We start from the raw sequence: 2,195 nt of genomic DNA on the forward strand, positions 1-2,195 counted from the left end.
TTCTTACCGTCTTTAACGATAGTAGTAGTGGTATTACCTTCGCCATCAGTGATGGTTACAGTGTGAGTGCCGTTGCCATTGTCTTTAACATCGGCTTTAGCATTCTTACCATCTTCACCTTTAGCACCGGTATCACCCTTAGCTGCAGCTGTACCATCTTTAACGATAGTAGTAGTGGTATTACCTTCACCATCAGTGATGGTTACAGTGTGAGTACCGTTGCCGTTGTCTTTAACTTCGGCTTTAGCATTCTTACCATCTGCACCAGTTGCACCAGTTGCACCGTCTTTAACGATGGTAGTAGTGGTATTACCGTTACCGTCTTTGATCGTTACAGTGTGAGTACCGTTGCCGTTGTCTTTAACTTCGGCTTCAGCGTTCTTACCGTCTTTAACGATAGTAGTAGTGGTATTACCTTCGCCATCAGTGATGGTTACAGTGTGAGTGCCGTTGCCGTTGTCTTTAACGTCGGCTTCAGCGTTCTTACCATCGGCACCGGTTGCACCAGTTGCGCCGGTATCGCCTTTGGCACCAGTTGCACCGTCTTTAAGGATGGTAGTAGTGGTATTACCGTTACCGTCTTTGATGGTTACAGTGTGAGTACCGTTGCCGTTGTCTTTAACTTCGGCTTCAGCGTTCTTACCGTCTTTAATGATGGTAGTAGTGGTATTACCTTCGCCATCAGTGATGGTTACAGTGTGAGTGCCATTGCCGTTGTCTTTGACTTCGGCTTTAGCATTCTTACCGTCTGCACCGGTATCGCCTTTGGCACCAGTTGCACCGTCTTTAACGATGGTAGTAGTGGTGTTACCGTTACCGTCTTTGATGGTTACAGTGTGGGTACCGTTGCCGTTGTCTTTAACGTCGGCTTCAGCGTTCTTACCGTCGGCACCAGTTGCACCGGTAGCGCCAGTAGCACCGTCTTTAAGGATGGTAGTAGTGGTGTTACCGTTACCGTCTTTAATGGTTACAGTGTGGGTACCGTTGCCGTTGTCTTTAACGTCGGCTTCAGCGTTCTTACCATCGGCACCGGTTGCACCAGTTGCGCCGGTATCGCCTTTGGCACCAGTTGCACCGTCTTTAAGGATGGTAGTAGTGGTGTTACCGTTACCGTCTTTGATGGTTACAGTGTGGGTACCGTTGCCGTTGTCTTTAACGTCGGCTTCAGCGTTCTTACCGTCGGCACCAGTTGCACCGGTAGCGCCAGTAGCACCGTCTTTAAGGATGGTAGTAGTGGTGTTACCGTTACCGTCTTTAATGGTTACAGTGTGGGTACCGTTGCCGTTGTCTTTAACGTCGGCTTCAGCGTTCTTACCATCGGCACCGGTTGCACCAGTTGCGCCGGTATCGCCTTTGGCACCAGTTGCACCGTCTTTAAGGATGGTAGTAGTGGTATTACCGTTACCGTCTTTGATGGTTACAGTGTGAGTACCGTTGCCGTTGTCTTTAACTTCGGCTTCAGCGTTCTTACCGTCTTTAATGATGGTAGTAGTGGTATTACCTTCGCCATCAGTGATGGTTACAGTGTGAGTGCCATTGCCGTTGTCTTTGACGTCGGCTTTAGCGTTCTTACCGTCTACACCGTCTTTACCATCTTTACCGTCTTTAACGATGGTAGTAGTGACTGAGCCATCACTTTCATTAGTAATAGTGATGGTATGAGTACCGTCATTGTTATTTACAACTTCGCCAGTGACGCTGCTGCCTTTTTCACCAGTATCACCTTTGTCGCCTTTTTCGCCTTTAGCGCCGGCTTCACCTTGGTCACCTTTGTCGCCTTTTTCGCCTTTAGCGCCGGCTTCACCTTGGTCACCTTTGTCGCCTTTTTCGCCTTTAGCGCCGGCTTCACCTTGGTCACCTTTGTCGCCTTTTTCGCCTTTAGCGCCGGCTTCGCCTTGGTCACCTTTGTCGCCTTTTTCGCCTTTAGCGCCGGCTTCACCTTGGTCACCTTTGTCGCCTTTTTCGCCTTTAGCGCCGGCTTCACCTTGGTCACCTTTGTCGCCTTTTTCGCCTTTAGCGCCGGCTTCACCTTGGTCACCTTTGTCGCCTTTTTCGCCTTTAGCGCCGGCTTCACCTTGGTCACCTTTGTCGCCTTTTTCGCCTTTAGCGCCGGCTTCACCTTGGTCACCTTTGTCGCCTTTTTCGCCTTTAGCGCCGGCTTCACCTTGGTCACCTTTGTCGCCTTTTTCGCCTTT

General features: G+C 49.9%; 1 protein-coding gene. It reads right to left on the minus strand.

What is annotated here, in order from left to right:
* The coding region (locus tag ACTHRE_RS10715; RefSeq protein WP_440345273.1) for a collagen-flanked surface repeat-containing protein at positions 1-2,195 on the minus strand (2,195 nt) is incomplete at both ends.

The sequence above is a fragment of the Neisseria sp. P0001.S007 genome (assembly GCF_051963655.1).
Lineage (GTDB): Bacteria > Pseudomonadota > Gammaproteobacteria > Burkholderiales > Neisseriaceae > Neisseria > Neisseria subflava_A.